Source organism: Micromonospora sp. SYSU B005 (assembly GCF_055362685.1).
Map to the genome: position 1 here is coordinate 37,851 of NZ_JAXCFU010000008.1, position 24,576 is coordinate 62,426.

Below are 24,576 nucleotides of genomic sequence, written 5' to 3' on the forward strand. Positions count from 1 at the left end.
GTGGACGTCTCAATCGTCGTGTTGACCTGGGAAGACTTCGAGCGCACCGACGGCTGCGTCCGCTCGCTGCCCGAGGGTGTGGAAGCCGTCGTGGTGGACAACGGCAGCGCCGCCGAGATCAGCGACAAGTTGCGGGCGATGTGCGCCGAGACCGGCGCGCGGTACGTGCGTTCGGAGACGAACCTCGGCTACGCCAAGGGCATGAACCTCGGCGTCCGGCACAGCACCCGGTCCCGGGTGGTGCTGTCCAACAACGACATCCTGGTGCGGCCGGGCGCGATCGAGCGGCTGGCGGCCGAACTGGACGACCCGGCTGTGGGCGCGGCGTTCCCGAAGGTGCTGGACGCGACCGGCCGGGACCAGACCGCGGCCGGCCGGTTCCTCACAGTGGGCACCGGCGTCGCGCACGCCACCGGGCTCAGCCTGGTGTTCCCGAGGCTGCGGATCGTGGCGCCACCGGAGCGTGGCGACTGGCTCTCCGGGCCGTTCGTGGCGATCCGGCGGGAGACGCTGGACCGGATCGGCGGGGTGGACGAGTCGTCGTTCTTCTACTCCGAGGACCTGCGGCTGTGCTGGGCGGTGCGGCGGCTCGGGCTGCGCCTGGCGTACCTGCCGGACGCCGTCGTCACGCACGAGGACGACGCGAGCGCGAAGCGGCGGTGGGCCGCGGAGGAGATCTCCCGCCGGCAGACCCGGGAGTTCATCCGGGCCAGCCGTGAGCTGGCCGGGTGGCGGGGCACTGTGGCCTGTTCCGCGTACACAGTGGGGGTGCTCGCCCGGGCGGCGGTGGGCGGCGGGGCGGCGCGGCGGGCGATCGCCCGCGGCGCCCTGGAAGGCATGGGCGTCCGATGAGGGTGCTGTTCGTCTGCACCACCGGCGGGTCGGGGCGGCGGCAGCTCGGCGGCGCCGAGCGCTTCCTGATCGAGATGCTTCCGGCGCTCGCGGCCCGCGGCGTCGACGTGGTCGCCGCCACCCCTGACGACGAGGTCGCGGCGGCGTTGCGGGACGCGGGCGTGCCGTGGCGTCCGCTGGGCGCGGCCAAGCGGGTGGACCTGGGGTACGCGCGCGGCATCCGCGCCCTCGTCGAGGAGCTGCGGCCGGACGTGGTGAGCGCGCACCTGCTCTCCGCCGCGATGCACGCCCGCGCCGGCCTGGGCGTGCGGGGCCGCCGCACGCCGCTGGTGGTGACGCTGCACAACAGCCTCTGGCAGTACCGCGACACGGCGGAGACGCTGCGCGCGAAGGCCGCGGTGCAGGCAAACATCAGCACCGACCTGATGTTCCGGCGGCTGCGGCCGCACGCGACGGTCGCGGTCTCCGGCTTCGAGGCCCACGAGCTTCGGGTACGCGGGCGGATCCGTGACGTGCGGGTGATCCCGAACCCGCTGCCCGCCATCTGGCCGCAGGTGACCGACACCGGCGGCCTCGCACCGGACGGCCCGGTCCGGGTCGGCTTCCTCGGCCGGCTGGAACGGGAGAAGGGCGCCGACCTGCTGGCAGGCGTCGCCGCGGCGCTGCCGGACGTGGAGTTCCTGGTGGCCGGCGCGGGCACCGTCGACGTCGAGGAGCGGCCGAACCTGCACCTGGTCGGCCGGGTGGACGCCGCGCCGTTCCTGCAACGGCTGCACTGCCTGCTGGTGCCGTCCCGGGTGGAGGCGTTCGGGCGCAGCGCGCTGGAGGCGATGTCGCTGGGTGTGCCGGTGGTGCACTCCGGCGCGGGCGGCCTGACCGAGGTGACAGCCGCCGGTGACGGCGTGCTCGCGTACCGGGCGGAGCTGACGCCGCAGGCGCTGGCCGCCGCCGTACGGACCGCCATTGACCCGGCCGCGTGGGACGAGCGGCGGCGCGAGCTGGCCCGGCAGTACGCGGACCGGCACTCGTTCGACGGATGCGTGGACACCTGGCACGACCTGTACCGGACGGTCGCCCGTGACAGCCGCTGAGCGACGCCTCTGGTCGGTCGGGATCCCGTTCGCGCTCGGCGCGGCGGCACTGCTGGCCACGCTCGACGCCGGGATCGCCGTCGCGCTCGCGCTGGCGGTCGGCACGCTGCTCGCCGCGCGACTGCGGATGTGGGCGCTCGCCGCCTGCGCCGCCGTCTGGACCGCCGCGCTGCTCGCCGTGCGGGTACTGCCCGGCCCGTACGACTCGTGGGCCGGTCGCGGCGTGCTGCCGGTGCTCGCCGGTTACGTCACCGTCTTCCTGCTGGCCTGGGCGGCCGGCCGGCGGCTGATCGACAGGCGGGACGAGGACGGCGAACGGTCCCGTCCGGCGCTGTCCTGGCCGTCCGAGCGGCGCCTGCTGACGTACCTGTTCGTGCTGCTCGGCATCGCTGTGGTGACCGCGGCGATCCGGTTCCGGGGAACCGTGCCGCCGCTGCTCGCCGACAACCCGGACGCCGCCCGGCAGGTGCTGCGCGAGCAGTCGAACCTGGTCATCGGGCTGCTGTCCGAGGCGTGGACGCTCGGCATGGCCGTCTCGCTGCTGCGCGCGTTGTCCGCGCGCGGCCGGGCGCTGCCCGTCTACTACGCGCTCACCGCTGTCTTCACCGTCGGCGCGGCGCTCGGCGCGAGCAAGAACTCGGTGCTGGTGGGCATCGCGCCCGCGCTGATCGCGGCGCTGTCGGTCCGGCGTACCCGAGGGCGGGCCGCGTCGTTCCTGGCCGCGCGTACCCCTGTGGTGCTGCTGATCGGCGCGCTGGCGCTCGGGGCGGCGGTGTTCCTCGGCGGGCAGCGCACCATGGCCGGCACCGGCGCGTTCGAGACCGAGTTCCGGGCCCGCTACGGCAGCAACGCGCTCACCAGCAGCGCCGGGTCGCTGGACCTGTCGCTGAGTTCGTCCACCGAGACGTTCGGGCGGGTGTGGTCGCAGCGGGAACACCTGGAACCCCGGTACGGCACGTACTCGCTGACGTTCCTCGGCTCCCGGGTCGAGCCGATCGTGGGCAAGGCGGACCTGTACGGGCTGACGTCCCAGCTCAGCCAGCCGTACCTGATGAACACGGCGACGTTCGTGGCCATCCCGCTGCTCGACTACGGCCCGCTGGGTGCGGTGTTCTTCCTGGCCGCGCTGGGGCTGGCGGTGGGCGCGACCGAGCGGTGGTTCGAGTTCTCCCGCGCGCCGGCCGGGCAGCTGGCGCGGGCGTTCGTCGTCTACTTCGCGCTGTTCGGCGTCTACGAGCTGTATCCGCTGATCTATCCGACCTGGTTGAGCCTCGTGCCCGGCCTCTGGGTGCTGCACCGGCTGGGCAGGAGCACGGCATGACGTTCGACGGGCTCACCGTGGTCACCGTCCTCTACCGGTCCGCCGGCATGCTCGCCGAGACGTTGCCGACCTGGGTCCGCAGCGCCGGTGACCTGCCGGTCCGGTTCGTCTTCGCGGACAACTGGCCCTCCGACGGGTGCGCCGAGGTAATCGCCGGGCACCTGCCCGCCGACCGGTACGCGTACCTGCCCGACTCCACCAACCCGGGTTTCGCGGCCGGCTGCAACCGGGCCGCGGCGACGGTCACCACGAGCCACCTGCTGCTGCTGAACCCGGACGTGTGGCTGCCGGACGACGCGCTGGCCCGGATCTGCGCCGCCGTCGCCGCCGACCCGGCCGCCCCGCTCGCTGTCGGCCTCGCCATGCACGGCGGCGAGTACGTGGGCATCGACCTGAACCCGGTGTCGCTGTTCATCGACAGGCGGTCCACCGCCGGCCGTGCACCGCTCGGCCCGTCCGGCGGCGCGGCGGTCTTCCCGGCCGCGCTGTACCGGCGGTTCGGCGGCTTCGACGAGCACCTGTTCGCGTGGGGCGAGGACGCCGACCTGGCGTTCCGGCTCTACGCCTCCGGGCTGCGCACGCGCGCGCTGGACGTGGTGCTGCCGCACGCGGGCGGGCACAGCGTGGACGGCGACACCCGGTTGCAGGGGTTCCGGGCGTTCCTGCTGGCCCGCAACCGGCTGCTTGTCGCGTCCCGCACGTTCACCTGGCCGCTGCTGCTCGTGGCGGTGCCGGTGCTGGCGCTCGCGCACCTCGCGCTGGCCGCCCGGCGGGTCCGGCAGGGCCTGCTGCGCCCGTTCCTGCGCGGCGTCGGACGCGGGCTGGCCGAAGGGCCGGCGGCTCGCCGCCGCTGGACCGGGCGGCGCTTCGGGTTCGCGTCGCTGCTCGGCTACCTGACCGCTCGGAGGGCGTGATGACGGCACAGCCGTGGACCGTGGTGACAGTCACCTACCACTCGGCGGACACGTTGCGCCGCTGCTGGCGCGGGCCGAAGCCGTACGAGTGGCTGGTGGTCGACAACGCCTCGACCGACGACTCGGCGGCGGTCGCCGAGGAGCTGGGCGCGCGGGTGATCCGGCTGCCGGAGAACGTCGGCTTCTCCCGGGCCAACAACGTCGCGCTGCGCCAGGCGACCGGCCGGTACGTGCTGTTCGCCAACCCCGACCTGGAGGTACGCCCGGACGGACTGGACGCGCTGGCCCGGCACCTGGACACGCACGGCGGGCTGGTCGCGCCGCAACTGCTGGGCACCGACGGCACACCGCAGGCCAACGGGCGTGGTTTCCCGTACGCGACGGCGAAGCTCGGCAACCGGAAGGTGTGGCCGCTGTCCCGGCTGCACGCCTCGTACCGGCTGGTGGCCGCGCCCGGCGAGACGCGCCACGTGGCCTGGGTGATGGGCGCGGCGGTGGCCGGCCGGACCGCTGACGTCACCGAGCTGGGCGGGTGGAACGAGCGGTTCTTCCTCTACTACGAGGACCACGAGCTGGGGCTGCGCGCCTGGCGGCACGGGATGCCGGTGGCGGTGCTCGGTGACGTGCGGTGGACCCACCACTGGGCCCGCGCGACGAACTCGGTGCGCTGGTCCCACGCGCACACGCTGGAGCTGCGCAGCGCCCGGACGTTCTTCGGGCTGTACCCGGAGTTCCTGGTCGGCCTGCCGCGACCCGCGCGCCGGCACCGCCGGGCCGCCGGGCTGGTCGGCACGGCGGTGCCGCCGGTCGCGTCCCCTCCGGACCTGCCGTCCACTCCGGATCTGCCGTCCACTCCGGACCTGCCGTCCGCTCCGGACCTGCCGTCCGCTCCGGACCTGCCGTCCGCTCCGGACCGCGCCGGGGAGTGATCGGAGCCGGTCGCGGGGCCGCTGACGTGAAAGACGTTTTGATACCGTCTCGCCGTGTCCGTGACACGCCCGGCCTTCTCCCCCTCGATGGCGCCCGCGACACCGGCGCCGTCGCGGCCGGGCACGCCGGTGGCGTACGTCGCCGTCGCGTGGGACCGGCTGAGCCGGTCCCCGTACTGGTCCGTCGCGGGCCTGCTGGTCGCGCTGGGCGCCGTGCTGCGGATCCGGCAGTGGGCGTACGCGCGCAGCTTCTGGAGCGACGAGCTGTACGTGGCGCACAACATCCGGGAGCGCGGCTACCTGGACCTGTTGCGGCCGCTGGCGTTCAGCCAGTCCGCGCCGCCCGGCTGGCTGTGGCTGGAACGGTTCGCGTACGAGCAGTTCGGCGACGGTGAGCGGGCGCTGCGGCTGGTGCCGCTGCTGTTCGGGCTGGCGCTGCTGCCGCTCGTGGCCTGGCTCGGCCGGCGGCTCGTGCCACCACTCGCCGCGCTGGCGGCGCTGCTGCTGGTCGCCGTCGCGCCGTTCCTGATCGGCTACTCCAACGAGCTGAAGCAGTACAGCGCCGAGGCGTTCGGCGTCACGCTCGTGGTCGGGCTGGCGCTGCTGCTCGTCCGGGACGGCGTCACCTGGGCCGGGTCGGCGGTGTTCTGGTCGGCCGCGGCGGTCATGGCGTTCGTCAGCACGTTGTCCATTCCGGTCACCGGCGCGCTCGGCGTGCTGCTCGGCGGGTACGCGCTGTCCCGCCCTGATCGGCAGTGGGCGAGCAGGTGGCGGGAGGTGGGCCGGTTCCTCGCCCCGGCGCCGGCCTGGGCCGTGGTGGCGCTCGTGGTCTACGTGCTGTTCCTGGCACCGGGGCTCGCCGATCCGCAGCTCGCCGCGTACTGGCGGGCAAAGTCGATCTACCCGGCGCACCCGCTCACCGACCTGGCCGCCACTGTGGAATGGCTCGCGGCGACGTACCGGAGTCTCGCCACGGTGCCGTTCGTGGCCTGGTCGGCGTGGGTCGTCGTACCGCTGCTGGTGCTGGGCACGGCCGCCGGGCTGCGCAGGCTCTCCACGGTGGCCGTGCTGGTCCTGCTCACGCCGCTGGCGGCCGGGCTGGCCGGCGCGGCCGTGTCGGTCTACCCGTTCAACGGCCGGCTGGCGCTCTACGCGGTGCCCGCCTGCCTGCTGCTCGCCGCGCTCGCCGTCGCGCCGCCGCCGACGCGGGCCGGCCTGCCCGCCCGGATCCGGTGGGTGGTCGGCGTGGTGCTGGTGCTCGCGCTCGCCGTTCCGCAGCTGGCGACCGCCGTGGTGGCGACTGTCCATCCGGCGCGGGCCTTCGCCCAGGGCGGCGGCGCCAACGCTGTCGACTACCGGGGCGCGCTGGGCTACCTGGACGACAAACGCCGCCCGGGTGACCTCGTGCTGGCCACCACCGTGTCGTGGAACGCCCAGACCTGGTACGGCCCGGCGGCGGACGCCTACGTGGTAGCGGCCGGACCCGGCGGCTGCCCCGGGCGGACGGTGTCGACGCTGCTGCCCGGACGGGCCCGGGTCTGGCTGTTCCAGGCCACCGACTGGGCCGACGGGGCCAACCGGGACGTCATCGTCCGGCTCGGCGGCAGCGGCGTGGCGGTCACCGAGCGGCAGTTCAGCGGGGCACGCGTGGTCCGCTTCGACCTGGCCGCGGGCGTCACCAAGGGCAGCGACGTCTGCCTGGTGCCGCCGCCGAACGGCGCCCGCGTCCGTTAGCTGTGGCGCTGCCAGAGGTCGCGCAGCGCGTCCCAGTTGCCGCCGAGCCCGGCTCCGCAGGGCGTCTCCATGTAGATCGCGCTGGTGTTGTCGTCGCGGCCCCACCAGATGCCGCAGACCGGGCGGCCGTCCTGGCCGTTGCCGGCGTACTCGACGTAGCTGCCCTGTGCGCCACTGACGCCGCCGGTGGCCGGACCGGCCTCCCGCATGCCCGGCGCGAGCGCCCGGCCGATGATGCCCATCTGCTGGCGGAAGGCGCGCGCCGCCTCCTTCTTCTCGGCCGACTCGTACTCGGCGAAGTGCAGCGACACACCCAGGTAGCGGCAGAAGACGTGCTGCTTCTCCCCGGCGGCGAGCCCGGGGCCGCTCTTCTCGGTGTTGATCGCGCAGCCGCCCACCCCGTCGAGCCACGGCTCGGCGATCGGCATGAGCGTGGCGTCGAACTTCGCCTTGTTCAGCGACTGCTGAGTGGCCTCGTACAGCGCCGGGGAGGCGCTGGCAGTCGGAGTGGACGGTTCGCCGCCGTCGGCCAGCGACCGCCCGGCCAGCAGACCAGCGCCACCGGCGAGCACCGCCGCCATGACCACGCCACCGATCCACAGGCCGGTACGGCTCTTGGGCGGGCGGGCGACCGGGGCGATCCGGGGACCGCCGGTCGGCACGAGCGGATCCGCGGCGGTGGCCTGGGCCGGGATCGCCGGCACCGGCATGCCCGGCGACACCGGCATGCCCGGCGACACCGGCATGCCGGGCGACACGGGCGCGCCGGACGAGACGGGCGCACCGGAGACCGGCTGCTGCGGCGTCATCGCCCACGGCTGCGGGCTCCACGGCAACTGCGGCGGCGACGAGACCTGCTGCGGCGGCGCGGACACCGGCGGGGGCGGCGGGAGCATCTCGCCGGTGGCGGTGCGCTGGTAGTCCATGCCCAGGCTGCGGAACAGCCGCTCGGCCGCACCGTCCTCGTCGGACGGGTACGCCACCCAGGGCTGACCGGCGGCGAAGTCGGAGTTCACGTACCGGTGGCCGCCGGGCGTCTGAGCCAGCACGTTCGCCGCGTTCGTGAACGCCTCGCGCCAGCGCTGGTCACCGGCAGCGGCGCCGTCCAGGACCGCCACGGTGAGCGCGCGGTCCTGCCCGTCGAGCGCGGCCCAGGCCCTGCCGACCTGGCACTCGCCCAGCACCTCGGTGAACCTGTACGGACCTTCCGGCTGCATGCCCCACTCCTCTGCTCACCCGCCGTGCGGGATCATACAGAGAGCACGCTCGCGAGCTTGCCGCCTGCGTTCGTCAGCGCCGACATCGGCTGTTCAACGTCGTACGTGCCTGAGAATTCCATCGCGGCGGTGACGAGATGGCCTGGGAGAAGCCTTATCTCTTGAGCCCGTCGATCTCCAAGGCCCGTGTATACTCGTCTCAGCATTGCAGGGGCCCCCGCCAATTGGCCGGGGCCCTCTTGCTTTGGTCAGTTTGATTCTCAGGTCACCGGCGGGGCTCAAGGAGATCGACCACGCTCAGACCGGTCTCGCCCCCTACCAACTTGAGACCTACCTCGGCCCGCGCGGCCAGGTCGAGCGGAGTTAGGCCTTCCGCAAGCGCTGCGTACGTGATCCGATCCAGCCCGGCGCCCACCAGCGGAGCAGCAATGCGCAGGGCGGCCTTCAACGCCACCCCCTGGGTGGAGCCACCATGCAGCACGATGTTGCGGGTCCGGCACAGACGACGTATGCCGATGCGGAAAATCGTTACTGCGGTTGCCAGTTCTCCCCTCGGGCTGGCGACAACCCGGCGCATCCGGTGCACCGCCGCGATGTCCGCATCGCGGCGGAACCGGTCGGCCAGGTGGAGTGACTTCCCGGCCGCCAGGGCTTCGGCCACGGCTGAGGCCCGATCGCGGTTGGTCGTGCAACCTGCCAACTGCTCGGTGAGCGCATCAGGGGTCGAGGGCTGGTGCCTGTGCGCGAGGGCGGTCAACTCGGCTCGGGGCCACGAGCAGGCGATGATGGCCGCCAGCCGATCCGCTGCGACCGCCTTGCCTGACCGCTGCTCTTCGGCCGGGTCATCCGGGTGCGACAGCAGTGATTCCACTGCTGCCCACGCTCCGGCCACAGCCGGCCCGAGCACACCGCGGTTGACAGGCGCCGCAAGCTCCAGGGCGTCGTCGATCAACGTTCGTTGCCCATCTACCTGGTAGAGATGCCCTTCGTTCACCAGGGACAGGACATCCGCACCTCGGGCCGGGGTGACGAAGGGGATCGGGTCAGGATGCTGGTCGACCCACATCTGCGCGGCCGGACGGATACCACCTCGGTTGCCGCGCATGAACGACGACCGCGCCACCATCCGCTCGACGAATTCACGGGCCTGGCTCGCCGCACTGAACGGGTCCCGCGCGGTCATCCGGTAGAGGAATCCGCCGCCGGCCCGGACACCACTGGTCGGATGGCCACGTTGCTTCAGCCAATCCACGACCTCCCGGCCCGAGAGCCACATCTCGTGCTTTTGTGCCTGCTCGCGCTCGGGGGCACTTTCCAGAACCACGAGAACGGTGAATTCGTGCGGCGCGGCCCTGTCGAGAGCGACGGCACCCTGTAGGACTTCCTCTGCGCTCGCGCGCCGGTGCGCGAGTTGCCCGATCCAGGTGGCCAGGTAACTCGCGTCGTAGCCGAGGTCGAGCAGATGCGCCGCGATGACACGGGCAAGCCGTTCCGGCTGGGGCCGGCGCCCCTCGGGTAGTGCGGCTGCCGCAGCCCAGCGATCCAGGTAGCCACCCCGGGCATGTTCGACAACTTCCCGCAGTCGACGGTGAGCGGGGCTGGGATCTGGAAGCGGTTGCTTCAGCAGCGACGTCAGCTGGACACGCAGTTCTCTGTCCCCGAGACCGACGTCCGGCCCGATGGCTTTCAGGAGTTCGTGACGCTGCCAGTCGACCGCGGCCGCGGACAGAACGCAGTGCCGTGCCCACGAGCTTGCTTCCAGCAACTCCTCCAGAGCGAGCAACGAGCCGACATCCCAGAGCCGACGCGGCCAGGGCAATCCCTCCAGGGTGAAGAAGTCGATGACTCGGGCACGGATATGGCTGTCGTACGCATCCGCCGGGGTCTCGGGTGTCACGGGTGGCACCGTAAGGGCGCTCACGCCTCCCGCGCAGCCCTGGAACGGCTGATCGACGCTTGCGCTCTGAAAGTTTTCATGCATAGAGTCGCGGGGTGAATGAAAGCAGTGCGGCCGCCCCTGACCGCCTGCTCGACCTCTTCCACGGCGTACGGCTCACCCCGACCCAGCGCCGCATCGCCCACTGCCTGGTGCGGCACGCGGGCGCGGCGGCCTACCTGTCCGCCGCCGAGGTGGCCGAGCTGGCGGGCGTCAGCCAGCCGTCGGTGACCCGGTTCGCCATGGCGCTCGGGCACGACGGCTACCCCGCGCTGCGCCGCCGCCTGCGGGAACTGACTGTCACCGGGTCGGCCGAACCGGCCGCCGGCAACGCCCTGCAACGGGCGGTGCACGCCGAGCGGGACAATCTCGACCGGCTCGCCGCGCAGCTCGCCGACGCCGAGCGGGTCGCCGAGGTGGGGAAGCTGCTCGCGGCCAGCCGTCCGCTGCCGGTGCTCGGGCTGCGCGCCGCCGCGCCGCTCGCCGCGTACTTCGCGTACTTCGCCGCGAAGGTGCACCCCGACGTGCGGGTGTTCGACGACGGCGGCAGCATGCTCGTCGACCGCCTGGACCAGGCGGTCGCGGCCGGCGCGACGGCGCTGCTCGCGTTCGTGCTGCCCCGCTACCCCCGGGAGACCCTCGACGCACTGCGCGAGGCCCGGGACGCCGGGCTGACCGTCGTGGCGATCACCGACTCGCCGGTGAGCCCGGCCGCCGAGCACGCCGAGGTGGTCCTGCCCGCCGCCGTCGGCGCCGACCTGGTCTTCGACCTGCACACCGCCCCGATGACGCTGGCCATGGTGGTGCTCCAGGCGATCTGCGACGCCGCGCCGGCCGAGACCCAGAACCGGCTCGAGGCGTTCGAGTCGTCCGCCGCCCGCCGCCAGTTGTTCCTCGGCTGAGAGGAGTACGAGATGCACCAGCCCGTCCGCGCCGCCCGCGGCACCGCACGCACCGCGAAGGGGTGGCCGCAGGAGGCCGCCCTCCGGATGCTGATGAACAATCTCGACCCGGAGGTGGCCGAGCGCCCCGAGGACCTGGTGGTCTACGGCGGCACCGGCAAGGCGGCCCGGGACTGGCCGTCGTACCACGCGCTGGTGCGCACGCTCACCGAGCTGCGCGACGACGAGACGATGCTGGTGCAGTCGGGCCGGCCGGTCGGGGTGATGCGCACCCACGAGTGGGCACCGCGCGTGCTGCTGGCCAACTCGAACCTGGTCGGCGACTGGGCCACCTGGCCGGAGTTCCGCCGCCTGGAGTCGCTGGGCCTGACCATGTACGGGCAGATGACGGCCGGTTCCTGGATCTACATCGGCACCCAGGGCATCCTCCAGGGCACGTACGAGACGTTCGCCGCTGTCGCCGCCAAGCGCTTCGAGGGCACGCTCGCCGGCACGCTGACGCTCACCGCCGGGTGCGGCGGCATGGGCGGCGCGCAGCCGCTGGCGGTCACCATGAACGGCGGCGTCTGCCTGATCGTGGACGTGGACCGGTCCCGGCTGGAGCGGCGGGCGCACGACCGCTACCTCGACGAGATCGCCGACTCGCTCGACGACGCGGTCGAGCGGGCGCTCGCCGCGAAGCGGGACCGGCGGGCCCTGAGTGTCGGGGTGGTCGGCAACGCCGCCACGGTCTTCCCCGAGCTGCTGCGCCGGGGCGTGGCCATCGACATCGTGACCGACCAGACCAGCGCGCACGACCCGCTGTCGTACGTGCCGGAGGGCGTGGACCTCGGCGACGCGCGGGACTACGCGGCGGCCAAGCCGGCCGAGTTCACCGACCGGGCCCGGGCGTCGATGGCGAAGCACGTGGAGGCGATGGTCGGTTTCCTGGACGCGGGCGCGGAGGTCTTCGACTACGGCAACTCGATCCGGGGCGAGGCCAAGCTCGGCGGGTACGAGCGGGCGTTCGACTTCCCCGGGTTCGTGCCCGCGTACATCAGGCCGTTGTTCTGCGAGGGCAAGGGCCCGTTCCGCTGGGCCGCGCTCTCCGGCGACCCGAAGGACATCGCGGCCACCGACCGGGCCGTCCTCGACCTGTTCCCGGAGAACGAGTCCCTCGCCCGGTGGATCCGGATGGCCGGCGAGCGGGTCGCGTTCCAGGGCCTGCCGGCGCGGATCTGCTGGCTCGGCTACGGCGAGCGCGACCGGGCCGGGGTGCGGTTCAACGAGATGGTCGCCTCGGGCGAGCTGAGCGCCCCGGTGGTGATCGGCCGCGACCACCTGGACTGCGGCAGCGTGGCCAGCCCGTACCGGGAGACCGAGGCGATGGCCGACGGCTCCGACGCGATCGCCGACTGGCCGCTGCTGAACGCGCTCGTCAACACCGCCAGCGGCGCGTCCTGGGTGTCGATCCACCACGGCGGCGGCGTCGGCATCGGCCGGTCCATCCACGCCGGCCAGGTCTGCGTGGCCGACGGCAGCGCCCTCGCGGGGCAGAAGATCGAGCGGGTGCTCACGAACGACCCGGCGATGGGCGTGATCCGGCACGTCGACGCCGGCTACGACGACGCCCGCGCGGTCGCCGAGCGCACCGGCGTGCGCGTCCCCATGACCGAGGGAGACCTGTGACCGACCTGGCGGACCGGTTCCGCGCGCTGTGGGACGAGATCGCCCCGGTCGGGCGGGACGCCGGCAGCGGCGGCTACCTGCGCTACGCGCTGACCGAACCGGAGCTGCGGCTGCGGGAGTGGTTCCACAACCAGGCCGACGCCCGCGGGATGCCGGTTCAGCAGGACGGCAACGGCAACCTGTTCGCCTGGTGGGGCGACCCGGCGGCCGGCGCGGCGGTGCTCACCGGCAGCCACTTCGACTCGGTGCCGCACGGCGGCGCGTACGACGGTCCGCTCGGCATCGTCAGCGCGTTCCTCGCCGTGGACGAGCTGCGGGCCGCGGGCGTCACCCCGGACCGGCCGATGGTGGTGGCCGCGTTCGTGGAGGAGGAGGGCGCGCGGTTCGGCGTACCCTGCCTGGGGTCGCGGCTGCTCACCGGCGAGATCGACGTCGACCGCGCGGCCGGGCTGCGCGACCAGGCCGGGACGACCTTCGCCGAGGCGCTCGGCGAGCGGCCGGCGGGCGCCGACCCGGCGCTGCTCGGCCGCTTCGCGGCCTTCGTGGAGCTGCACGTCGAGCAGGGCCGCGCGCTGGTCGACCTGGACGCGCCGGTCGCGGTGGCCTCCGCGATCTGGCCGCACGGCCGGTGGCGGTTCGACTTCACCGGCGAGGGCAACCACGCGGGTACGACCCGGATGGCGGACCGCCGCGACCCGATGCTCACGTACGCGTTCACCGTGCTGGCGGCGAACAAGGAGGCCCGGCTGCGCGACGCGCACGCCACAGTGGGCCGGGTGTCGGTCGAGCCGAACGCCACCAACGCGATCCCGTCCCGGGTCACCGGCTGGCTCGACGCGCGGGCGGCCGAGGCGGAGACGCTGTACGGTCTGGTCGAGGCGGTACGCACCAAGGCCGCCGACCGGGCCGGCCGCGACGGCACCGCGCTGACCTGCACGCAGGAGTCGGCGACCCCGCTCGTCGCGTTCGACCGCGGGCTGGCCGACCGGCTGGCCGCGCTGCTCGACGCGCCGGTGCTGCCCACCGGCGCCGGGCACGACGCGGGCGTGCTGGCGGCGCACCTGCCCACCGCGATGCTGTTCGTGCGCAACCCGACCGGGGTGTCGCACTCCCCCGCCGAGGCGGCCACCGACGCCGACTGCGCCGCCGGGGTGGCCGCCCTGGCCCGGGTGCTGGAGGAGCTGGCATGCCGCTGACCCGCTGGCTGGCCGAGTACGCCTGGCTGCCCGACCGCGCCGAGCCCACCCGGGACGTGCTGATCGAGGCGACCGACGGGCGGATCACCGCTGTCACCCCGCTGACCGTGGACAGTCCGCCCGCCGCCGGGGTGGAGGTACTCGGCGACGCGGTCCGGCTGCCCGGCCTGACGGTGCCCGGCCTGGCAAACGCCCACTCGCACGCGTTCCACCGGGCGCTGCGCGGGCGCACCCACGACGGGCGCGGCGACTTCTGGTCCTGGCGCAGCCTGATGTACGCCGTCGCGATCCGGCTCGACCCGGACACCTACCTGGCGCTGGCCCGCGCCGTGTACGCGGAGATGGCGCTGTCCGGGATCACCTGCGTGGGCGAGTTCCACTACCTGCACCACGGTCCCGGCGGCACCCCGTACGACGACCCGAACGCCATGTCCGCCGCGCTCGTGGAGGCCGCCGCGCACGCCGGGATCCGGCTCACGCTGCTGGACACCGCGTACCTGGCCGGGGGCGTGGACGGCACGCCGCTGGCCGGGCCGCAGCGCCGCTTCGGTGACGGCGACGCGCTGCGCTGGGCGGCGCGGGTGGACGCGTTCCGCCCGGCCGACGACCACGTCCGGCTCGGCGCGGCCATCCACTCGGTGCGCGCGGTCCCGGCCGATCAGCTCGCCACCGTGGCCGGCTGGGCCGACCGCAACGGGCTGCCGCTGCACGTGCACCTGTCGGAACAGCCGGCCGAGAACGACGCCTGCCGGGCCGTGCACGGGTGCACGCCGACACGGCTGCTGGCCGACCACGGCGTGCTCGGCCCGCACACCACAGCCGTGCACGCCACCCACCCGACCGCCGCCGACGTGGCGCTGCTCGGCGACAGCCGTACCCGGGTCTGCGTCTGCCCCACCACCGAACGCGACCTGGCCGACGGGGTCGGCCCGGTGCGGCGGATGGCCGACGCGGGCAGCCCGCTGAGCCTGGGCAGCGACAGCCACGCCGTGGTGGACCTGTTCGAGGAGGCCCGCGCGCTGGAGATGGACGAGCGGCTGCGTACCCGGCGGCGGGGGCACTTCACGCCGGCCGAGCTGGTCGGCGCCGCCACCGTCGGCGGGCACGCCGCGCTGGGCTGGGGCGACGCCGGCCGGCTCGCCGTCGGGCAGCGGGCGGACCTGGTCACGGTACGGCTGGACAGCGCCCGCACCGCCGGTGTGCCGCCGGTCGGCGCGTTCTTCGCCGCCACCGCCGCCGACGTGACGAGCGTCGTGGTCGACGGCCGGCCCGTGGTGGACGGCGGCCGGCACCTGACCGTGGACGTACCCACCGAGCTGCGGGACGCGATCGCGGCGGTGACCGCGAAGGACGACTCGTGATGCGCGGCAGCCTGCTCGTCGACCACATCGGCGAGCTGGTCACGAACGACGGCCGCGACGGCGACCCGCTGGGCATCCGGCGCGACGCCGCCCTGCTGGTCGAGGACGGGCAGGTGGCCTGGACCGGGCCGGCCCGCGACGCGCCGGCCGCCGACCGGCGGATCGACGCCGGCGGGGCGGCGGTGCTGCCCGGCTTCGTGGACAGCCACGCCCACCTGGTCTTCGCCGGGGACCGGGCCGCCGAGTTCGCCGCCCGGATGGCCGGCGAGCCGTACACCGGGGGCGGCATCCGGACCACTGTGGGCGCCACCCGCGCGGCCTCCGACGACGACCTGCGCGCCACTGTGGGCCGGCTGCGCGCCGAGATGCTGCGGCAGGGCACCACCACCGTCGAGATCAAGAGCGGGTACGGCCTGAACGTCGCCGACGAGGCCCGCTCGCTCCGGATCGCCGCCGAGTTCACCGAGGACACCACGTTCCTCGGCGCGCACGTGGTCCCCGCCGAGTACGCCGACCGCCCCGACGACTACGTGGGCATGGTCTGCGGGCCGATGCTCGCCGCCGCCGCGCCGTACGCCCGCTGGATCGACGTGTTCTGCGAGCGGGGTGCGTTCGACGCCGACCACGCGCGGGCGATCCTCGCCTGCGGGCAGGCCGCCGGTCTGGGCGTACGGCTGCACGCCAACCAGCTCGGCCCCGGGCCGGGGGTCCAGCTCGGCGTGGAGCTGGGCGCGGCCAGCGTCGACCACTGCACCCACCTGACCGACGCCGACATCGACGTGCTGGCCGGCTCGGAGACGGTCGCCACGCTGCTGCCGGGCGCGGAGTTCTCCACCCGGTCTCCGTACCCGGACGCCCGGCGGCTGCTCGACGCGGGCGTGACTGTCGCGCTGGCCACCGACTGCAACCCCGGCTCGTCGTACACGTCGTCGATGCCGTTCTGCGTCGCGCTCGCCGTACGCGAGATGCGGATGACCCCGGCGGAGGCGGTGTGGGCCGCGACCGCCGGCGGGGCGGCGGCGCTGCGCCGCACCGACGTGGGGCGGCTGACCCCCGGGGCGCGGGCCGACCTGATCATCCTCGACGCCCCGTCCCACCTGCACCTGGCCTACCGGCCGGGGGTGCCACTGATCCGCCAGGTCCTGCACAACGGAGTACCGCGATGACCACCGTGACCATCCTGTCCACCGGCGTCACCGCCGCCGACGTGCTCGCGGTGGCCCGCGGCACCGCAAAGGTCGTGCTCGACCCGGCCGCCACCGAGGCGATGGCGACCTCACGGTCCGTCGTGGACGGAATCGAGGCGGCCGGCCGCCCGGTGTACGGCGTCTCCACCGGCTTCGGCGCCCTCGCCAACACGTTCGTCGCCCCGGAGCGGCGGGCCGAGCTTCAGCACGCGCTGATCCGCTCGCATGCCGCGGGGGTGGGCGCGCCGATGCCGCGCGAGGTGGTACGCGCCATGATGCTGCTGCGGGTCCGGTCGCTGGCGCTCGGCCGTTCCGGGGTCCGCCCGCTGGTCGCCGAGGCGCTCGTGGACCTGCTCAACCACGAGGTCACCCCGTGGGTGCCGGAGCACGGCTCGCTCGGCGCATCAGGCGACCTGGCGCCGCTGGCGCACTGCGCGCTGGTGCTGCTCGGTGAGGGCTGGGTGCTCGGCCCGGCCGGTGACCGCATCCCGGCCGCGGACGCGCTGCGCCGGGTCGGGCTGAAGCCGGTGTCGCTCGCAGCCAAGGAAGGGCTGGCGCTGATCAACGGCACCGACGGCATGCTCGGCATGCTGCTGCTCGCCGTCTCCGACGCCCGGCACCTGTTCGCCATGGCGGACGTGACGGCGGCGCTCGCCATCGAGGCGATGCTCGGCTCGGAGCGGCCGTTCCTGCCCGAGCTGCACGCGATCCGCCCGCACCCCGGGCAGGCCGCGTCGGCGGCGAACATCCACCGGCTGTTGCAGGGCTCGGCGGTGATGGACTCGCACCGCGACGACCTGGCGCACGCAGTGCAGGACGCGTACTCGATGCGTTGCGCCCCGCAGGTCGCCGGCGCGGCCCGGGACACGCTCGACTTCGTCGAGGTGGTCGCGGGCCGGGAACTGCTGTCGGTGGTGGACAACCCGGTGGTGCTGCCGGACGGGCGGGTCGAGTCGACAGGCAACTTCCACGGCGCGCCGCTCGGCTTCGCCGCCGACTACCTGGCCATCGCCGCCGCCGAGGTGGGCGCGATCGCCGAGCGCCGGGTGGACCGCCTGCTGGACGTGACCCGCTCCCGGGAGCTGCCCGCGTTCCTGTCCCCCGACGCCGGGGTGAACTCCGGGCTGATGATCGCCCAGTACACCGCCGCCGGGATCGTCGCGGAGAACCGCCGGCTCGCCGCGCCCGCCTCGATCGACTCGCTGCCCACCAGCGGCATGCAGGAGGACCACGTCTCGATGGGCTGGGCGGCCACCAAGAAGCTGCGCACGGTGCTGGACAACCTGACCAGCCTGCTCGCGGTGGAGCTGCTGGCGGCCGTACGCGGGCTCCAGCTCCGCGCGCCGCTGACCCCGTCACCGGCCGGGCGGGCGGCGCTCGACGTGCTCGGCCGCACCATCGGCGAGCCGGGACCGGACGTGTTCCTCGCGCCGCTCATGGAGGCCGCGCGGGACGTGGTACGCGGCCCGGAGCTGCGCGCGGCGATCGAACGGGAGATCGGCCCGCTCGGCTGAGCTCAGGCGGCGGGCGGGAGCACCTTCGCGACCAGCTTGGCCAGCTCCCGCAGCGCCTTGCCGCGGTGGCTGACCGCATCCTTCTCCTCGGGCGTCAGCTCCGCGTTGGTCCGCTCCTGCCCGTCACCGAGGAAGATCGGGTCGTATCCGAACCCGCCGTCGCCGCGCGGCGCGCGCAGCAGCCGGCCGGACTGACGGCCGTCGACCAGGTGCTCCTTGCCGCCGGGCAGCACCAGCGCGACGGTGCAGACGAACGCGGCGCCCCGGTGCTCGTCCGGCACGTCGCCGACCTGGTCCAGCACGAGCTGGAGGTTGGCGTGGTCGTCGCCGTGCCGGCCGGACCAGCGGGCGCTGAACACGCCCGGCATGCCGTTGAGCGCGTCCACCGCCAGCCCGGAGTCGTCGGCGATGGTCGGCAGGCCGGTACGCCGGCAGCCCTCCCGCGCCTTGATCAGCGCGTTCTCACCGAACGTGAGGCCGGTCTCCGGCAGCTCCGGGTACTCCTCGACGTCGTCGAGCCCGAGCAGGGCGATCCGGTGCGCGCCGAGCGCGCCGTCCAGGATCCGCTGGAGCTCGACCAGCTTCTTCCGGTTCCGGGTGGCGAGCAGGACCTTGTTCATGACGAGAGCGCCTTCCGCTGCGCGTCGGCCAGTTCCAGGCAGCCCGCCACGCCCAGGTCGAGCAGCGCGTCGAGCTGGTCGCGGGCGAAGACGCCCGCCTCGCCCGTACCCTGCACCTCGACGAAGTCGCCGGTGCCGGTGCAGACCACGTTCATGTCGACCTCGGCGGTGACGTCCTCGGCGTAGCAGAGGTCGAGCATCGGCTCACCGCCGATCACGCCGACGCTCACCGCGGCCACCGAGCGGTGCATCACCTTCTCCACCTTGCCGGCCAGCGCCTTGCGCTCGGCCAGCCAGGTCACCGCGTCGTGCAGCGCGACGTACGCGCCGGTGATCGCGGCGGTACGGGTGCCGCCGTCGGCCTGGAGCACGTCGCAGTCCAGCACGATCGAGTTCTCGCCGAGCGCCTTCAGGTCGACGCAGGCGCGCAGGCTGCGGCCGATCAGCCGGGAGATCTCGTGGGTACGCCCGCCGACCTTGCCGCGGACGCTCTCCCGGTCCGAGCGGGTGTTCGTGGCCCGGGGCAGCATCGCGTACTCGGCGGTCACCCAGCCCAGCCCGGAGCCCTTGCGCCAGCGGGGCACGCCCTCGGTGACGCTCGCCGTGCAGAGGACCCGGGTCGCGCCGAACTCGACGAGTACCGAGCCCTCCGGGTGGGTGCTCCAGCCCCGGGTCAGGGTCACCGGTCGGAGTTGGTCGGGCCGCCGCCCGTCAGGTCGCGCCATGCCTGCACCCTATGCGGTGCGGTGATCGCACCGCCCGCGGGTGCCCGCCGACGACAGGGCCGCCGCCGGGCTCAGACCTCGTAGCAGGCGCCGGGCCGGACCACGTCCAGCGGCCCGGCGTACGCCCCGGCCGCCGCCTCCACCGTCTGCGACTCGCTGCCCCAGGCGGGTACGAGATGGGTGAGCAGGAGCCGCCCCACGCCCGCCTTGGTGGCCGCCTCGCCGGCCTCCCGGCCGGTCAGGTGCAGGTCCGGCGGGTTCTCCACGCCGTCCATGTAGCTGGCCTCGCAGAGGAACACGTCGGCGTCCTGGGCCAGGCGCAGCAGCGCCTCGCAGGGTGCGGTGTCGGCGGAGTAGCAGAACACCCGGCCGCCGTGCTCCAGCCGCACCCCGTACGTCTCGACCGGGTGGTTCATCCGGTCGACGGTGACGGTGAACGGGCCGATCGGGAACGTACCCGGCTGGAGGCCGTAGAACTGGTAGACGTCCTCCACCGAGCCCTCCTCCTGCCCGTACGCGGCGGCCAGCCGGTCGGGCGCGCCGGAGGGGGCGTACATCGGCAGGGGCGGGTACGGGCCGTCCGGCGCGTACCGGCGTACCACCACGTAGGACACGGCGTCGAACATGTGGTCGCAGTGCAGGTGGGTGAGGAGGACGGCGTCGGGGGCGTGCAGCCCGACGTAGCGCTGGAGCGTGGACAGCGAGCCCACGCCGAAGTCGATCAGAAGCCGGAAGCCCTCGGCTTCCATGAGATAGGCCGAACAGGGGGATTCGGGGCCCGGGAAGCTGCCCGCGCAGCCGAGGACGGTCAGTCTCATCCGGTGGCCTCGATCTCACCATGAGTAGTCGATGCGCCGGCGGCGACACCGCCGATGATCTCTACCGACGCGCTCGCCACGCTGCGCAGCCTACGCGTCGCCCCGGTCGGGCAAGAATCATCTGCCGGAAGTTGTCATCAACGTGACACCCATACACGTCCGCTCCGGACGAGACCGGCGGCCCGGCCGGCGGGCACGCCACCGACCGGACCGGCCATCGGTCCGTCAGGCCCAGAGCTGACCCTCCAGGGCCTCCTCCGCGTCGGCGAGGGTGCCGCCGTACGCGCCGGTCGACAGGTACTTCCAGCCGCCGTCGCAGACCACGAACGCCACGTCCGCGCCGCGGCCGTCGCGGACCGCCTCGTGCGCCACCGCGAGCGCGGCGTGCAGGATGGCGCCGGTGGAGAACCCGGCGAAGATGCCCTCCACCTCGACGAGCTGCCGGGTACGCAGCACCGCGTCCCGGGTGCCAACGGAGAAGCGGCGGGACAGCACCCCGGCGTCGTACAGCTCGGGCACGTAGCCCTCGTCGATGTTGCGCAGACCGTAGACCAGCTCGCCGTAGCGCGGCTCGGCCGCCACGATCTGGATGCCCTCGACCTTCTCCCGCAGGTAGCGCCCGGTGCCCATGAGCGTGCCGGTGGTGCCCAGCCCGGCCACGAAGTGGGTGATGCCCGGCAGGTCCTGGAGCAGCTCCGGCCCGGTCGTCTCGTAGTGCGCCCGGGCGTTCGCCTCGTTGCCGTACTGGTAGAGCATCACCCAGTCCGGGTGCTCGGCGGAGATCTGCTTCGCGGTCGCGACCGCCTGGTTCGAGCCGCCCGCGGCCGGCGAGAAGATGATCTCCGCGCCGTACATGCGGAGCAGTTGCACCCGCTCGGTGGAGACGTTCTCCGGCATCACGCAGACCAGCCGGTAGCCGCGCAGCTTCGCCACCATCGCCAGCGAGATGCCGGTGTTGCCGCTCGTCGGCTCCAGGATCGTGTCACCCGGACGCAGCCGGCCGGACTCCTCGGCCGCGCGCACCATGAACAGGGCCGCGCGGTCCTTGATGCTGCCGGTCGGGTTCCGGTCCTCCAGCTTGGCCCAGAGCCGCACCGGTGGTGCCCCGGCCGGGACCGTCGGGGAGAGCCGGGGCAACCCGACCAGCGGCGTGCCGCCGCAGGCGTCGAGGAGGCTGTCGTACCGCGCCATCGCGGGCCCCCTCAGCGAGCGGCGCGCGTGGAGACCGCGTGCGAGGCGATCGCCGCGGCGGCCGCGAAGCCGAACGCGCCACCGGCCACGGCCGGCAGGATGGTCACGCTGTCGCCGTCGTTGAGCTTGGCGTCGAGCGCGCCGAGGAAGCGGACGTCCTCGTCGTTGACGTAGACGTTGACGAACCGGTGCAGCGCGCCCGCGTCGGTGACCAGGCGGGCCTTCAGGCCGCCGTGCCGGGAGTCCAGGTCGGCGATCAGGTCGGCGAGCGTGTCGCCGCTGCCCTCGACGACCTTCGCGCCGCCGGTGTAGCTGCGCAGGATGGTGGGGATGCGAACCTCGATGGCCATGGTGTCTCGTGCTCCTCGTTCGGGATCGTGCCAGGTGACGGGAAAAGGAAGGTGCCGGCGCTGAAGGTCAGCGGTCGGAACACTCGTAGTCGACCGTCGCCGGGCTCTGCCCGAACATGTAGGACTGGACGGCGTTCGGGTCCACGGCGGCGTCCACGATCTCCACCGGTTCCTCGGTGACCACGCCGTCGACGATCCGGAAGGAGCGGATCTCCTCGGTGTCGGGCTCGCGGGTCGAGACGAGCAGGTAGTGCGCGCCCGGCTCGCCGGCGAAGGAGACGTCCGTACGTGACGGGTAGGCCTCCGTGGCGGTGTGCGAGTGGTAGATGACGACCGGTTCCTCGTCGCGGTCGTCCATCTCGCGCCACACCCGCAGCTGTTCCATCGAGTCGAACTCGTAGAACGTCATGGAGCGGGCGGCGTTGTCCATCGGGATGTGCCGGGTCGGGGTGTCGCTGCCGACGGGGCCGGCGACCACGCCGCACGCCTCGTCCGGGTGGTCCCGACGCGCGTGGGCGACGATCGCGTCGATGATCGACCGGTCGATGCTCAGCACGCCGCCAAGCCTAGCCCCTGGCCCGGCCGGACGGCGAGGTGGCGACCGTCACCACTCAGTCGATGAGCGCGTTGAGCAGGGATTCCTGGAGATATCCGAGATAGGCGTAGACCGACAGTTGGAACACCCGGGACGAGCCCGGGTCCGCGGCGACCGCGTCGTCGAGCTCCTCACCCAGGTCGGTGCCGTCCTTGATCTCCAGGCGTACGCCCATCGCCAGCCGGGCGTCGTTCAGCGCCCGCAGCCACGCCTCGGCCGCCTCCGCGTCCAGCCGCACCTCGCCGCCGGCGTCCCCGTCGGGCAGCGCGGCGAGCACGGCGCCCGCCTGGTCGATCTTGCCGGTCTTCAGGTCGCCCTCGGTGTAGCGGCGGAACTCGGCGGTGCCGGCGTCGTCGTCCGGGTAGACGTCGGGGAACAGACGCCCGACCACCGGATCGCCGTGGTCGAAGCCGTCGGTCAGCAGGCCGACCACCTCGCCTGCGACCTTGCGCAGCACCCGGACCTCGTCGACCGCGAACGTGGCCACGTAGTGGTCGCCCCGGCGGCGGAACATGCTCATGACCGATCCACCGTCGCCCAGAGGCCGTACGCGTGCAGCTGCGCCGCGTCGTGCTCCATCCGCTCCCGGGCGCCGCTGGAGACCACGGCCTTGCCCTTGTGGTGCACGTCCAGCATGAGCCGCTCCGCCTTCTCCCGGCTGTACCCGAAGAGCTTCTGGAACACCCAGGTCACGTACGTCATCAGGTTGACCGGATCGTCCCAGACGATGGTCACCCATGGCCGGTCGGAGACCGGCACCTCTTCGGTGTCCGGCGTCTCGACCGGCGCAACCTGTGGAGCCGCCATGCCCCCCATCGTGCCACCGGATCCGGGGAACCGATGAACCGGAACGGCGCGGCGGTCGTCGTCACCCGCCCGGGCCGCGTACGCGAGCCCGGGTCGCGGTGTGCCCGCGCCGTGGTCAGGCAAGCAGGATGCCGTGGTCGACCGCATCGGCGAGCACCCCGCCGAGCGAGAGACGGATCACCTCGAAGCGGCGGGACACCTCGCGGGACAGTTCGAGCTCGACCTCGCGCAGCGCGCGCTGGGCCCAGGACCGGGCGGCGTTCGGGTCGTCGTTGCCCGGTGCCCGCCAGTGCTGCCAGCAGCCGCCGTTGAGGGCGACGCCGACCGGCGGGAGCACCTCGTCCCGCTGCGCGCCGGGCAGCCCGGCCAGCGCGTCCAGGGCGCCCGCGCCGGTCAGCCCGGCGACCCCGGCCGTGCTGGTGACCAGGAGCACCCGGTCCAGCCCGGGGGCGTCCGGGTGGTCGGCCAGGCCCCAGCGCACCGCGTGGATGATCCGCCGGCGTACGCCCTCTGCCAGCGGCGCGCCGAAGACCCGGGCGGCGGCTTCGTCGACCAGGCCCCGCACGGCCTCGTCGCACTGCGCGGTGGCGAGCAGCGACAGCGCCTCCAGCTCCCGGTCGAGCATCTGCGGCAGGCCGGCGCAGCCGACCCCGAAGACGATCTCCTGCACCACCCGCAGGTGGATGTTCGCCAGCTCCAGGGCGAGGTGCTGGCGGATCCGGCGGGCGCAGGCGCGGACCTGGCGGTCGATCCCGTCGGCCAGCTCACCCGGCTCGACACCGGCGAGCACCGCCACCCGGCCGTGCCCGCCGACCGGCACCGGCGGGTGGGCACTGCCGCGCCGCAGCACCTCGCCGGCGGCCCAGTTCACCAGCGCGCGGCGCAGGTGCGGCAGCTCGGCGCGGCGGGCCGGGAACCACCGGGCCGGGGCGAGCGCCGGCACGGCGGCCAGCAGCGCCGCGCGGTGCGCCTCGATGGAGACCGAGACCGGGTCGAGCGGGCGGGCGGACCCGGCCCGGCCGGACGCCGTCCGATCCTGGGCCCGCGCGCCGTCGCCCGGCGCCGGGCCGGTCACGCCGGGCGTGACGGCGAAGAACACCTCGACCCGGGTACGCGCCACCTCGGCCAGCAGGTGCAGCTCGGCCGCGCTGAACGCCTGGTCGGCGGAGATCACGAAGAGCAGCGCGCCGGCCCGGCCGACGGCGTCGCGCAGCACCCGGCCGCCGGCCACGCCGAGCGTGCCGGTGTCAGGCGTGTCGACCACCGCGAAGTGCCGCAGCAGCGGATCGGGCAGGCTCAGCTCGACCCGGCGGGGCGGCCGGGCCAGCGCCGGGCCGGCCGCGAGCGGGTCGGCGCCGTAGGAGTGCGGCTGGCGGTAGCCCGGGACGTACGCGGCGCGGGTGGCGGTGGCGGCGTGCTGGACCAGCAGGTTGCTCCCCGGCGGCACGGCGAGCGTCGCGGCGTCGATCCCGAGCAGGCCGGCGATCAGCTCGCGCCGGTTGGCACCGGCCGGACCGGCGACGACCACCGCCATCGGCTCGTCCGGCCCGGGCACGGTCACCCCGAGCCGGGTCGGCAGCGGGGCGGATCCGGGTGGCTCGGCCTGCCGGCCTGGGTCGGGCACGTCGACCGAAGGGAGCGGACCCGG

23 protein-coding genes are annotated in these 24,576 nt (G+C 73.9%); 12 read left to right on the forward strand and 11 right to left on the reverse strand.

What is annotated here, in order from left to right:
• Nucleotides 1-18 precede the first annotated feature (18 nt).
• The 6 genes from SM452_RS19110 to SM452_RS19135 are packed head-to-tail and all read left to right on the forward strand — an operon-like array spanning nt 19 to nt 6,841.
• On the forward strand, nt 19-852 hold the full coding sequence (locus tag SM452_RS19110) for a glycosyltransferase (RefSeq protein ID WP_463840499.1): 834 nt from the start codon (nt 19-21) through the stop codon (nt 850-852).
• Entirely contained in the window at nt 849-1,943 is a 1,095-nt protein-coding gene (locus tag SM452_RS19115; protein WP_355507378.1) for a glycosyltransferase family 4 protein, read from the forward strand. The genes SM452_RS19110 and SM452_RS19115 overlap by 4 nt, the downstream gene beginning before the upstream one ends.
• Nucleotides 1,930-3,264 (forward strand): hypothetical protein, encoded by a 1,335-nt coding sequence (locus SM452_RS19120; RefSeq protein WP_463840410.1) that lies wholly within the window; start codon nt 1,930-1,932, stop codon nt 3,262-3,264. Before SM452_RS19115 ends, SM452_RS19120 begins: the two co-directional genes overlap by 14 nt.
• Nucleotides 3,261-4,178, forward strand: coding sequence for a glycosyltransferase family 2 protein (locus tag SM452_RS19125; RefSeq protein WP_262014856.1), 918 nt, complete (start codon nt 3,261-3,263; stop codon nt 4,176-4,178). Before SM452_RS19120 ends, SM452_RS19125 begins: the two co-directional genes overlap by 4 nt.
• Nucleotides 4,178-5,107 (forward strand): glycosyltransferase family 2 protein, encoded by a 930-nt coding sequence (locus SM452_RS19130; RefSeq protein ID WP_355507373.1) that lies wholly within the window; start codon nt 4,178-4,180, stop codon nt 5,105-5,107. Before SM452_RS19125 ends, SM452_RS19130 begins: the two co-directional genes overlap by 1 nt.
• A 54-nt stretch (nt 5,108-5,161) precedes the next feature.
• Nucleotides 5,162-6,841, forward strand: coding sequence for a glycosyltransferase family 39 protein (locus tag SM452_RS19135; protein ID WP_355507371.1), 1,680 nt, complete (start codon nt 5,162-5,164; stop codon nt 6,839-6,841).
• Here SM452_RS19135 and SM452_RS19140 read toward each other — a convergent pair.
• Together SM452_RS19140 and SM452_RS19145 are read right to left on the reverse strand one after the other, a co-directional pair.
• A complete protein-coding gene (locus SM452_RS19140; protein ID WP_463840411.1) occupies nt 6,838-8,058 on the reverse strand; it encodes a hypothetical protein in 1,221 nt (406 codons plus the stop codon). The genes SM452_RS19135 and SM452_RS19140 overlap by 4 nt on opposite strands.
• Before the next feature lie 265 nt (nt 8,059-8,323).
• Nucleotides 8,324-9,955 carry a hypothetical protein gene (locus SM452_RS19145; RefSeq protein ID WP_463840412.1) on the reverse strand — a complete coding sequence of 544 codons (1,632 nt, stop codon included), beginning with the start codon at nt 9,953-9,955 and terminating at the stop codon, nt 8,324-8,326.
• Nucleotides 9,956-10,050: 95 nt separating this feature from the next.
• On the opposite strand from SM452_RS19145, the gene SM452_RS19150 reads away from it, so the two are divergent.
• The 6 genes from SM452_RS19150 to hutH are packed head-to-tail and all read left to right on the forward strand — an operon-like array spanning nt 10,051 to nt 17,822.
• Nucleotides 10,051-10,896, forward strand: a complete 846-nt coding sequence (locus SM452_RS19150; RefSeq protein ID WP_262014860.1) for a MurR/RpiR family transcriptional regulator — start codon at nt 10,051-10,053, stop codon at nt 10,894-10,896.
• Nucleotides 10,897-10,908: 12 nt separating this feature from the next.
• Complete coding sequence (hutU, locus tag SM452_RS19155) at nt 10,909-12,564, forward strand: urocanate hydratase (protein ID WP_463840413.1); 1,656 nt, start codon at nt 10,909-10,911, stop codon at nt 12,562-12,564.
• Complete coding sequence (locus SM452_RS19160; protein WP_355507362.1) at nt 12,561-13,760, forward strand: allantoate amidohydrolase; 1,200 nt, start codon at nt 12,561-12,563, stop codon at nt 13,758-13,760. Before hutU ends, SM452_RS19160 begins: the two co-directional genes overlap by 4 nt.
• Nucleotides 13,757-15,121, forward strand: coding sequence for a formimidoylglutamate deiminase (locus SM452_RS19165; protein WP_355507546.1), 1,365 nt, complete (start codon nt 13,757-13,759; stop codon nt 15,119-15,121). Before SM452_RS19160 ends, SM452_RS19165 begins: the two co-directional genes overlap by 4 nt.
• A complete protein-coding gene (hutI, locus tag SM452_RS19170) occupies nt 15,121-16,287 on the forward strand; it encodes an imidazolonepropionase (protein ID WP_463840414.1) in 1,167 nt (388 codons plus the stop codon). The genes SM452_RS19165 and hutI overlap by 1 nt, the downstream gene beginning before the upstream one ends.
• Nucleotides 16,284-17,822 carry a histidine ammonia-lyase gene (gene hutH, locus SM452_RS19175; RefSeq protein WP_355507358.1) on the forward strand — a complete coding sequence of 513 codons (1,539 nt, stop codon included), beginning with the start codon at nt 16,284-16,286 and terminating at the stop codon, nt 17,820-17,822. Before hutI ends, hutH begins: the two co-directional genes overlap by 4 nt.
• Nucleotides 17,823-17,824: 2 nt before the next feature.
• Here hutH and rdgB read toward each other — a convergent pair whose 3' ends face one another.
• The 9 genes from rdgB to SM452_RS19220 form a co-directional block, all read right to left on the reverse strand.
• Nucleotides 17,825-18,442, reverse strand: a complete 618-nt coding sequence (rdgB, locus tag SM452_RS19180; protein WP_262014865.1) for an RdgB/HAM1 family non-canonical purine NTP pyrophosphatase — start codon at nt 18,440-18,442, stop codon at nt 17,825-17,827.
• On the reverse strand, nt 18,439-19,167 hold the full coding sequence (rph, locus tag SM452_RS19185) for a ribonuclease PH (RefSeq protein ID WP_210893717.1): 729 nt from the start codon (nt 19,165-19,167) through the stop codon (nt 18,439-18,441). Before rph ends, rdgB begins: the two co-directional genes overlap by 4 nt.
• A gap of 71 nt (nt 19,168-19,238) precedes the next feature.
• Nucleotides 19,239-19,985, reverse strand: a complete 747-nt coding sequence (locus SM452_RS19190) for an MBL fold metallo-hydrolase (protein WP_355507356.1) — start codon at nt 19,983-19,985, stop codon at nt 19,239-19,241.
• Nucleotides 19,986-20,210: 225 nt separating this feature from the next.
• Nucleotides 20,211-21,176, reverse strand: a complete 966-nt coding sequence (locus SM452_RS19195; protein WP_135243562.1) for a PLP-dependent cysteine synthase family protein — start codon at nt 21,174-21,176, stop codon at nt 20,211-20,213.
• A gap of 11 nt (nt 21,177-21,187) precedes the next feature.
• Nucleotides 21,188-21,526: a MoaD family protein gene (locus SM452_RS19200; RefSeq protein WP_047892373.1), complete on the reverse strand. Its 339-nt coding sequence runs from the start codon at nt 21,524-21,526 to the stop codon at nt 21,188-21,190.
• Between the two features lie 67 nt (nt 21,527-21,593).
• On the reverse strand, nt 21,594-22,082 hold the full coding sequence (locus SM452_RS19205; protein ID WP_013284357.1) for a M67 family metallopeptidase: 489 nt from the start codon (nt 22,080-22,082) through the stop codon (nt 21,594-21,596).
• 55 nt (nt 22,083-22,137) lie between these two features.
• The gene (locus SM452_RS19210) at nt 22,138-22,641 is read right to left on the reverse strand and encodes a DUF2017 domain-containing protein (RefSeq protein WP_216932295.1); all 504 of its coding nucleotides are present in this window, start codon (nt 22,639-22,641) and stop codon (nt 22,138-22,140) included.
• Nucleotides 22,638-22,928 (reverse strand): ATP-dependent Clp protease adapter ClpS, encoded by a 291-nt coding sequence (gene clpS / locus SM452_RS19215; RefSeq protein WP_018786685.1) that lies wholly within the window; start codon nt 22,926-22,928, stop codon nt 22,638-22,640. Before clpS ends, SM452_RS19210 begins: the two co-directional genes overlap by 4 nt.
• Before the next feature lie 115 nt (nt 22,929-23,043).
• On the reverse strand, nt 23,044-24,552 hold the full coding sequence (locus tag SM452_RS19220; protein ID WP_463840415.1) for a P-loop NTPase family protein: 1,509 nt from the start codon (nt 24,550-24,552) through the stop codon (nt 23,044-23,046).
• Between the last annotated feature and the right edge of the window lie 24 nt (nt 24,553-24,576).

What these genes read in the sequence shown, in the direction of transcription:
- SM452_RS19115 (WP_355507378.1), top strand. Translation starts at nt 849, where the DNA reads ATGAGGGTGCTGTTCGTCTGCACCACCGGCGGGTCGGGGCGGCGGCAG.
- SM452_RS19125 (WP_262014856.1), top strand. Translation starts at nt 3,261, where the DNA reads ATGACGTTCGACGGGCTCACCGTGGTCACCGTCCTCTACCGGTCCGCC.
- SM452_RS19130 (WP_355507373.1), top strand. Translation starts at nt 4,178, where the DNA reads ATGACGGCACAGCCGTGGACCGTGGTGACAGTCACCTACCACTCGGCG.
- SM452_RS19140 (WP_463840411.1), bottom strand. Translation starts at nt 8,058, where the DNA reads ATGCAGCCGGAAGGTCCGTACAGGTTCACCGAGGTGCTGGGCGAGTGC.
- hutU (WP_463840413.1), top strand. Translation starts at nt 10,909, where the DNA reads ATGCACCAGCCCGTCCGCGCCGCCCGCGGCACCGCACGCACCGCGAAG.
- hutI (WP_463840414.1), top strand. Translation starts at nt 15,121, where the DNA reads ATGCGCGGCAGCCTGCTCGTCGACCACATCGGCGAGCTGGTCACGAAC.
- hutH (WP_355507358.1), top strand. Translation starts at nt 16,284, where the DNA reads ATGACCACCGTGACCATCCTGTCCACCGGCGTCACCGCCGCCGACGTG.
- rdgB (WP_262014865.1), bottom strand. Translation starts at nt 18,442, where the DNA reads ATGAACAAGGTCCTGCTCGCCACCCGGAACCGGAAGAAGCTGGTCGAG.
- rph (WP_210893717.1), bottom strand. Translation starts at nt 19,167, where the DNA reads ATGGCGCGACCTGACGGGCGGCGGCCCGACCAACTCCGACCGGTGACC.
- SM452_RS19190 (WP_355507356.1), bottom strand. Translation starts at nt 19,985, where the DNA reads ATGAGACTGACCGTCCTCGGCTGCGCGGGCAGCTTCCCGGGCCCCGAA.
- SM452_RS19195 (WP_135243562.1), bottom strand. Translation starts at nt 21,176, where the DNA reads ATGGCGCGGTACGACAGCCTCCTCGACGCCTGCGGCGGCACGCCGCTG.
- SM452_RS19200 (WP_047892373.1), bottom strand. Translation starts at nt 21,526, where the DNA reads ATGGCCATCGAGGTTCGCATCCCCACCATCCTGCGCAGCTACACCGGC.
- SM452_RS19210 (WP_216932295.1), bottom strand. Translation starts at nt 22,641, where the DNA reads ATGAGCATGTTCCGCCGCCGGGGCGACCACTACGTGGCCACGTTCGCG.
- clpS (WP_018786685.1), bottom strand. Translation starts at nt 22,928, where the DNA reads ATGGCGGCTCCACAGGTTGCGCCGGTCGAGACGCCGGACACCGAAGAG.